Consider the following 6,644-nt stretch of genomic DNA (forward strand, 5'->3'; position numbering starts at 1 on the left):
ACCACTGAACAAAATCATATTAACATGATTGATATTGAGAATCAATATCATTTTCATCTTTTCAAGCCGAAATGAATCTGCTATAATTCAACCAATGTACCAAACATCCTACGTTTGTAAAGGAATGATTCGATTGTTAGCTCAGACTCAACGTTTAACCTTGGTGGAACAGGTGGCCTACCAGATCCAAGAGAAGATCGAAAGCAGCGAATGGCAAGTAGGGACGCGTATTCCTCCAGAGCCCGAGCTAATGGAGCAGCTTCAAGTCAGCCGTAATACCTTAAGGGAAGCGATTCGGGCTCTAACGTATGCGGGTCTGCTCAAGACCAGACAAGGGGATGGGACTTATGTCTGCTCCTCCAGTGTTTTGGGGTCAGTGATTAGGAAAGTGATTGAGCATACCGATAAGTTCGAGAGCCTGGAGGTCCGGTATGCATTAGAGAGAGAGGCGGCTGCCCTGGCTGCGCTCAGGAGAGACGAAGAAGATCTGGCGGCACTTCGGACATGCCTTGACCAGTGCAGACAAGCAGCCGTCCAGCAAGATCTTGAAGCTTATGCCCACTGGGATGTGGAGTTTCACAAAATGGTGATAGCCGCTTCACATAACCAATTAATGGCGAATTTGTACAATCACATTTCCGAGGCGCTGCAAAACATGATTTTGGAAATGAAGGATCTCAAAAACGTGGATTTTTATCTCGACTCTCATGCCCTGCTCTATCAAGCCATTGCCGATCAGAATGGTCATCAAGCGGAGGAGGCTGTTCGTTTATACATTGACAAAGCCCGTACACAGGAGGAACATCTATGAGTTCATCAGAACAATTGTTAAACAAGCAGGACGGAATATCCAATACCGGTATTCGGAAGCAAGCGGCACTCTGGCTCATGATTGTAGGAATTATTTTTATCGCCGCGAATTTGCGCGCTCCTCTCACATCGGTGGGGCCCTTGGTCAGTCTTATTCGGGACAACGTGCATATTTCAAATACATTGGCAGGCCTGATTACTACAGTACCACTAATTGCATTTGCCTTGTTATCACCTTTTGTACCGAGATTAGGACAGAAATATGGTGTAGAACGAATTATTCTGATTTCCCTTATTATTTTGTCCACCGGCATTGCTGTCCGGTCGTTATCGGGAGCATTGACTTTGTATATGGGAACTGCAATCCTGGGGTTTGCTATTACTATGTGTAATGTATTGCTTCCCAGCCTGATTAAACGGGAATTCCCGCAGCAAATGGGTACGATGACAGGGGTTTATTCGGTTTCCATGAATCTGTGCGGGGCAATTGCCTCCGGTATTAGTGTTCCCCTAGCTGTAGGGGCAGGCTTGAACTGGCAAGGGGCATTGGGCATATGGGGGGTACTCAGCATCGTCTCTATTCTCTTTTGGATACCACAGCTTAAGAATCCAGCACAACCAGCCGTTGTTGCCAGCAGCGCAGCTAACCATCCGCAGGTTAAGATCTGGCGCTCTCCACTGGCTTGGCAGGTGACTCTTTTTATGGGAATACAATCGGCCATTTTCTATGTGCTGGTGGCCTGGCTGCCTGAAATCCTGAAAGATCAAGGCATCAGTTCCAGTCAATCCGGCTGGTTTCTCTCGGTTATGATTATGGCTTCCCTCCCCTTTGCATTTATCGTTCCTGTTATGGCAGGCCGCATGTCTAACCAACGGATATTAGTGGTGATTACAGCAGTTCTGCTTTTGACCGGCACACTTGGACTGCTCTATAGCAGTATCCAACTGCTTCTGTTTTGGGTGATTATTCTTGGTATTGGAGGGGGCTTTGCCTTTGGCTTGTCCATGATGTTCTTCGGCTTGCGTACCCAAAGTGCCCAACAGGCGGCTGAATTATCGGGCATGGCCCAATCCATCGGATATCTGCTGGCGGCCACCGGCCCGGCGCTGATTGGATACCTGCATGATGCCAGTCACAGTTGGAGCGCTCCGCTCCTGATAATGGTCGGCGCCTCTGCTCTTCTTGGCATCATTGGCCTAGGTGCGGCCAGAAATCAATTTGTGGGTTCGGCGAATGACCTGCGCACAAAAAATTAAAAGATTGTCGTACCATTCCCCTATCTATTAGGCTGGAAGGGCCATTCATGGCTGTAGACATCGCCTTCCTGCAGCAAGCCGCGCAAAAGCACCTCCGAACCGGTGATATATTCCCCTGCTGGCATGGTTGTTTCATCCGTCATTCTTAATTGCTGTTCCATGGGGCAGCCTCCTTTGCAAAATAAAACCCCTTTCCTCCTGAGCAAACTGACAGCGGTCAGCTCGTACAGGGACGGAAGGGGATTGTTTCGCGGTACCACCCAGGTTTACTGCAATCTCGCTTTCTGATAGTAGCATAGACTCGTTTTTTTCAAATCGAATGAATACCTTTATTCTCAGATGAGAGGTACGTTAGCGATAGAAGTCAGCCATATCTCCAAACAACCGTTTAATAAATTCAAGCTCGCTTTCGTTATATTTCCCCAAAAATTCGTACATTCTTTGCTTTTCCTTCGCATGAAGCTCATCATGAGCAGCAAATAGCTTTTTGCCGACAGACGTTAGCCGAAAATACACTTCCTTTTTGTTGTCGTTGAGCTGGGCTTTTCGAACCCAACCTGCCTTTAGTAATTTATTTGCGATCTTGGAGGTATTTCCTTTGCTTAAATTGATTCTCTCCGCGATGGAAGTGAGATTGATCGGCTCCTGCTCACCGATGCACGCAATGATGTGCAGTTCCGTCATATTCAAGCTGAATTCCGATTCAATATGTTTCCGGATATCCTCCAGGTATGTGGCAGTTATTCGGGTTTCATATTGCTCTTTTTGCTCAAGAAACTGAACGAAAAATTTATGAATGGCGGTTTTGTTCTTATTGGCAGTATCCATGATTATACTGGCTCCTAAACTTGTTTTTATTATTATATCATAAATTGTTCTCTGTGAAACAAATGTTAATACACTTATTTATATTAGGGTTGACAGGACAAATAGCAACAAAGTAAACTGATATTGTTTCATATGAAACAATATCAGAATATAATTTTCATCACACTTGTTTTATCAGGCAGTAAAAAAGGTTCCAACGAAACAATAATTAATGAAGGAGGTTTACTGGAAATACTTGACCACTTTTCAAGAGAAGATTTATAAATATGGGAATGGAGCCTACCTGCCTATGGAAATTGTGAATCCGAAGATATTGACGGACAAGGTTACATCTGTAATTTCTCATGTCGTGGTAACTACTGCCTCAAAACTGGCTTTCATCTCAGGTCAGGTTTCTGTAGATGAATCAGGAGCATTGATCGGTTCAGGGGACTATTACGCGCAAGCGATTCAAGTGTTCACCAATCTTAAGTATGCATTGGAAGCCGTGCAAGCGGATCCCTTGTGCATTGCAAAAATGAATATTTTTGTCGTTAACCACAGCCCGGATTTGATTTCGATTATTTTTGACGCCGGATTTCATGTGTTTGGCCCTAACTGGCCGAAGACAGCAAGTACCTATATAGGCGTTCAAGCACTAGCCGATCCTGAATGGCTTATCGAAATAGACGCTATCGTGATCTTCCCATAATGTATAAGAAAAGAGGTTATTGATATGAAATATGAAGTCATCCTGATTGGTGGCGGTCCTGTCGGCATGATGTTGGCTGGAGAATTGGCCTTAGCCGGTGTAAAGGTATGCGTCATTGAGCAACTAAAGGAGACAACCCCATATTCACGTGCGCTTACCGTACATCCACGCACGCTTGAAATATTAGATATGCGTGGAGTGAAAACACAATTAATCAAGCAAGGCCGCTTACTTTCGAGAGGACATTTCGCCGGATTAGATACTCCTTTGGATTTCTCGGTGTTGGATTCTTCTTCCAATCATACCCTCTTTTTACCGCAGAGTGAGACGGAGAAGGTGCTGGAGAACTGGACTCTTAGTCTTGGCGCGGAGGTCTTGAGAGAGGTTGAGGCTCTGTCTGTGCATCAGGATGAGAATGGGGTCAACGTTAAGATCGCGGGACCGCATGGAGAAACAACGTTAAGATCAGCATATGTGGTAGGTACGGATGGAGCCAGAAGCTTGGTTCGCAAACACGCAAATATATCCTTTGAAGGTACAGATGCGACCTTCACGGCTATTCTGGGGGATGCCGTTCTATCTGATTTGGCTCCTATGAGTGTCATATCCCGAATTACAGAACAAGGATTAGTCAGCATCATTCCAATACATGATCATATCTATCGAGTCTTGATGATCGATATGGAGAGACGTAACGTCTCCAAGGATGAGAGCGTTACATTGGAAGAGTTTCGTTCATCGCTCATCCGTACGACCGGAAGCGACCTGGGATTGAACGATGTGAAATGGATGTCCCGATTTGGAAATGCTACACGGCAAGCGGGACGCTATCGGAATGGTCGATTGTTCTTGGCGGGAGATTCGGCGCACATTCATTTTCCCGCTGGTGGGCAGGGAATGAACGTCGGCTTACAAGAAGCGATGAACCTAGGCTGGAAGCTTGCAGGAGCAATCAAAGGCTGGGCTCCAGACTGGCTATTAGACAGTTATCATGCCGAACGTTTTCCATGGAATACGGCCTTGCTCCGGAATACCGAGGTCCAAACCCTGCTTCTGGACGTGACCCCTCTCATCACGGAACTGCGAAGCATGCTGGCTAATCTGATTCAAATACCGGAGGCTAATTATCAAATCGCTGCACAAATTTCCGCCCTGGACGTACATTATGCACCCGACGCCGAAGCGCGTTCCCATCCTTTAAACGGGAAACGTTTCAAAGATCTAAGCTTAAAGCTGAAAGACGGGCAATTAATTAACTCCTATCCACTCCTGCACAAAGGTACTTTTCTTCTGTTGCATTTCCATTCTAATGAACAGAATAGCGGTCAATGGGAAAAGTATAGCAACCTTCAAGTTGTACATGCCTCTTTAGCTGAGGCCGACGCGGATTGGAACGACGTCCACACAGCGCTTATTCGGCCGGATGGACATATTGCCTGGGCGATTTCTCTAACCGATCCAAATCCAATTCAAACCATAAAAGAAGGAATCATTCGGTGGTGCGGAAACATTACCGTGTAGTAATTCGGGATAAACTAAAATCACGCAGTGTTGTCTTGCTAGGATCGAAGCCAAGGAACTCCGCTGGCGCTGGTTATCCTTGACCGGCCGGCGGAGCTGGCGACTGGAGGAACTTTTGCGGTAGGGAAATGATCCAGAAAAATAAGAACAGCCCATTAGATAAAAAATCTAATGGGCTGTTCTTACTAAAAATAATACCGGCGAGAGGACTCGAACCTCCACGGTTTCCCACTCGATTTTGAGTCGAGCGCGTCTGCCATTCCGCCACGCCGGCGTATACATATATAAATTCCAGAAAAAAATAATGGAGGTGCCACCCAGATTTGAACTGGGGATAAAGCTTTTGCAGAGCTTTGCCTTACCACTTGGCTATGGCACCACATGAAATGGAGCGGACGACGGGAATCGAACCCGCGACCCTCGCCTTGGCAAGGCGATGCTCTACCGCTGAGCCACGTCCGCATATAATGGCTGGGGATATAGGAATCGAACCTATGAATGACGGAGTCAAAGTCCGTTGCCTTACCGCTTGGCTAATCCCCAATATATTTTTTAAAAGAAAATGGGGCGACCGATGGGTCTCGAACCCACGAATGCCGGAACCACAATCCGGTGCGTTAACCCCTTCGCCACGGTCGCCATGTGAAGCTTTTAAGTTGTATTGCTATGTAATTCTTATAAAAGAAATGGGGCGACCGATGGGTCTCGAACCCACGAATGCCGGAACCACAATCCGGTGCGTTAACCCCTTCGCCACGGTCGCCATATGATTCTTTTATATGAAATTACTTGGCAGGGGCAGCAGGAATTGAACCCACACCAACGGTTTTGGAGACCGTTGTTCTACCTTTAAACTATGCCCCTAAAAAATGGTGGAGGCTGATGGATTCGAACCACCGAACACGTACGTGAGCAGATTTACAGTCTGATGCGTTTGGCCACTTCGCTAAGCCTCCACGGTATGGTGCCGGCGAGAGGACTTGAACCCCCAACCTACTGATTACAAGTCAGTTGCTCTACCAATTGAGCTACACCGGCATATTAAGTTGTGTATGGTGGCGCGGGAGGGAATCGAACCCCCGACACAAGGATTTTCAGTCCTTTGCTCTACCGACTGAGCTACCGAGCCATAAAAGTAATTTTGTAAAGATGGCGGAACAGGGTGGGATACTCTTCACTCCGTTACGAGATTGCGAAGTATTCCTTACGATGCCTATGCTTCAACGAACCCAGGGATTTCTCATCCCTTACGCTATTAAAAATGGCGGAACCGACGGGATTCGAACCCGCGATCTCCTGCGTGACAGGCAGGCATGTTAGGCCAACTACACCACGGTTCCAAATTGGTTGCGGGGGCAGGATTTGAACCTGCGGCCTTCGGGTTATGAGCCCGACGAGCTACCGGGCTGCTCCACCCCGCGTCATTATACAAAATCTATTCAGTTAAGATAGATGGTGGAGGCTGAGGGGTTCGAACCCCCGACCCTCTGCTTGTAAGGCAGATGCTCTCCCAGCTGAGCTAAGCCTCCATGTATCA

6 protein-coding genes and 13 tRNA genes are annotated in these 6,644 nt (G+C 47.0%); 4 read left to right on the forward strand and 15 right to left on the reverse strand.

Annotated features, from left to right (window positions below; translation table 11 throughout):
- Nucleotides 1-94 precede the first annotated feature (94 nt).
- Together J2Z70_RS29740 and J2Z70_RS29745 are read left to right on the forward strand one after the other, a co-directional pair.
- On the forward strand, nt 95-811 hold the full coding sequence (locus J2Z70_RS29740) for a FadR/GntR family transcriptional regulator (RefSeq protein ID WP_425355136.1): 717 nt from the start codon (nt 95-97) through the stop codon (nt 809-811).
- Nucleotides 808-2,067: a CynX/NimT family MFS transporter gene (locus J2Z70_RS29745; RefSeq protein WP_209879007.1), complete on the forward strand. Its 1,260-nt coding sequence runs from the start codon at nt 808-810 to the stop codon at nt 2,065-2,067. Before J2Z70_RS29740 ends, J2Z70_RS29745 begins: the two co-directional genes overlap by 4 nt.
- A gap of 20 nt (nt 2,068-2,087) precedes the next feature.
- Here the strand turns inward: J2Z70_RS29745 and J2Z70_RS29750 are convergent, their stop codons facing one another.
- A complete protein-coding gene (locus tag J2Z70_RS29750; RefSeq protein ID WP_209879017.1) occupies nt 2,088-2,228 on the reverse strand; it encodes a hypothetical protein in 141 nt (46 codons plus the stop codon).
- A gap of 190 nt (nt 2,229-2,418) precedes the next feature.
- On the reverse strand, nt 2,419-2,895 hold the full coding sequence (locus J2Z70_RS29755) for a MarR family transcriptional regulator (protein WP_209879009.1): 477 nt from the start codon (nt 2,893-2,895) through the stop codon (nt 2,419-2,421).
- A gap of 235 nt (nt 2,896-3,130) precedes the next feature.
- Between J2Z70_RS29755 and J2Z70_RS29760 the strand changes: the two genes are divergently transcribed.
- Entirely contained in the window at nt 3,131-3,586 is a 456-nt protein-coding gene (locus J2Z70_RS29760) for a RidA family protein (RefSeq protein WP_235192044.1), read from the forward strand.
- Nucleotides 3,587-3,610: 24 nt separating this feature from the next.
- Complete coding sequence (locus tag J2Z70_RS29765) at nt 3,611-5,107, forward strand: monooxygenase (protein WP_209879011.1); 1,497 nt, start codon at nt 3,611-3,613, stop codon at nt 5,105-5,107.
- 195 nt (nt 5,108-5,302) lie between these two features.
- Here the strand turns inward: J2Z70_RS29765 and J2Z70_RS29770 are convergent.
- The 13 genes from J2Z70_RS29770 to J2Z70_RS29830 form a co-directional block, all read right to left on the reverse strand.
- Nucleotides 5,303-5,381: transfer RNA gene (locus J2Z70_RS29770), tRNA-Leu, on the reverse strand.
- Between the two features lie 31 nt (nt 5,382-5,412).
- A tRNA-Cys gene (locus J2Z70_RS29775) sits at nt 5,413-5,486 on the reverse strand.
- 8 nt (nt 5,487-5,494) lie between these two features.
- Nucleotides 5,495-5,569: transfer RNA gene (locus J2Z70_RS29780), tRNA-Gly, on the reverse strand.
- Between the two features lie 6 nt (nt 5,570-5,575).
- A tRNA-Gln gene (locus J2Z70_RS29785) sits at nt 5,576-5,650 on the reverse strand.
- A gap of 20 nt (nt 5,651-5,670) precedes the next feature.
- Nucleotides 5,671-5,746 (reverse strand) — tRNA-His (locus J2Z70_RS29790).
- A 48-nt stretch (nt 5,747-5,794) separates the two neighbouring features.
- A tRNA-His gene (locus J2Z70_RS29795) sits at nt 5,795-5,870 on the reverse strand.
- A 27-nt stretch (nt 5,871-5,897) separates the two neighbouring features.
- Nucleotides 5,898-5,971, reverse strand: a tRNA-Trp gene (locus J2Z70_RS29800).
- A 6-nt stretch (nt 5,972-5,977) separates the two neighbouring features.
- Nucleotides 5,978-6,063, reverse strand: a tRNA-Tyr gene (locus J2Z70_RS29805).
- Nucleotides 6,064-6,069: 6 nt separating this feature from the next.
- Nucleotides 6,070-6,145, reverse strand: a tRNA-Thr gene (locus tag J2Z70_RS29810).
- 15 nt (nt 6,146-6,160) lie between these two features.
- Nucleotides 6,161-6,236 (reverse strand) — tRNA-Phe (locus J2Z70_RS29815).
- Between the two features lie 133 nt (nt 6,237-6,369).
- A tRNA-Asp gene (locus tag J2Z70_RS29820) sits at nt 6,370-6,447 on the reverse strand.
- Between the two features lie 4 nt (nt 6,448-6,451).
- Nucleotides 6,452-6,528: transfer RNA gene (locus J2Z70_RS29825), tRNA-Met, on the reverse strand.
- A gap of 32 nt (nt 6,529-6,560) precedes the next feature.
- Nucleotides 6,561-6,636: transfer RNA gene (locus J2Z70_RS29830), tRNA-Val, on the reverse strand.
- Nucleotides 6,637-6,644: the final 8 nt, after the last annotated feature.

It is taken from the genome of Paenibacillus silagei (assembly GCF_017874735.1).
GTDB lineage: Bacteria > Bacillota > Bacilli > Paenibacillales > Paenibacillaceae > Paenibacillus_AQ > Paenibacillus_AQ silagei.

Coding starts and splice junctions, on each gene's coding strand:
- J2Z70_RS29740 (WP_425355136.1), top strand. CDS start 95: ATGTACCAAACATCCTACGTTTGTAAAGGAATGATTCGATTGTTAGCT.
- J2Z70_RS29745 (WP_209879007.1), top strand. CDS start 808: ATGAGTTCATCAGAACAATTGTTAAACAAGCAGGACGGAATATCCAAT.
- J2Z70_RS29750 (WP_209879017.1), bottom strand. CDS start 2,228: ATGGAACAGCAATTAAGAATGACGGATGAAACAACCATGCCAGCAGGG.
- J2Z70_RS29755 (WP_209879009.1), bottom strand. CDS start 2,895: ATGGATACTGCCAATAAGAACAAAACCGCCATTCATAAATTTTTCGTT.
- J2Z70_RS29765 (WP_209879011.1), top strand. CDS start 3,611: ATGAAATATGAAGTCATCCTGATTGGTGGCGGTCCTGTCGGCATGATG.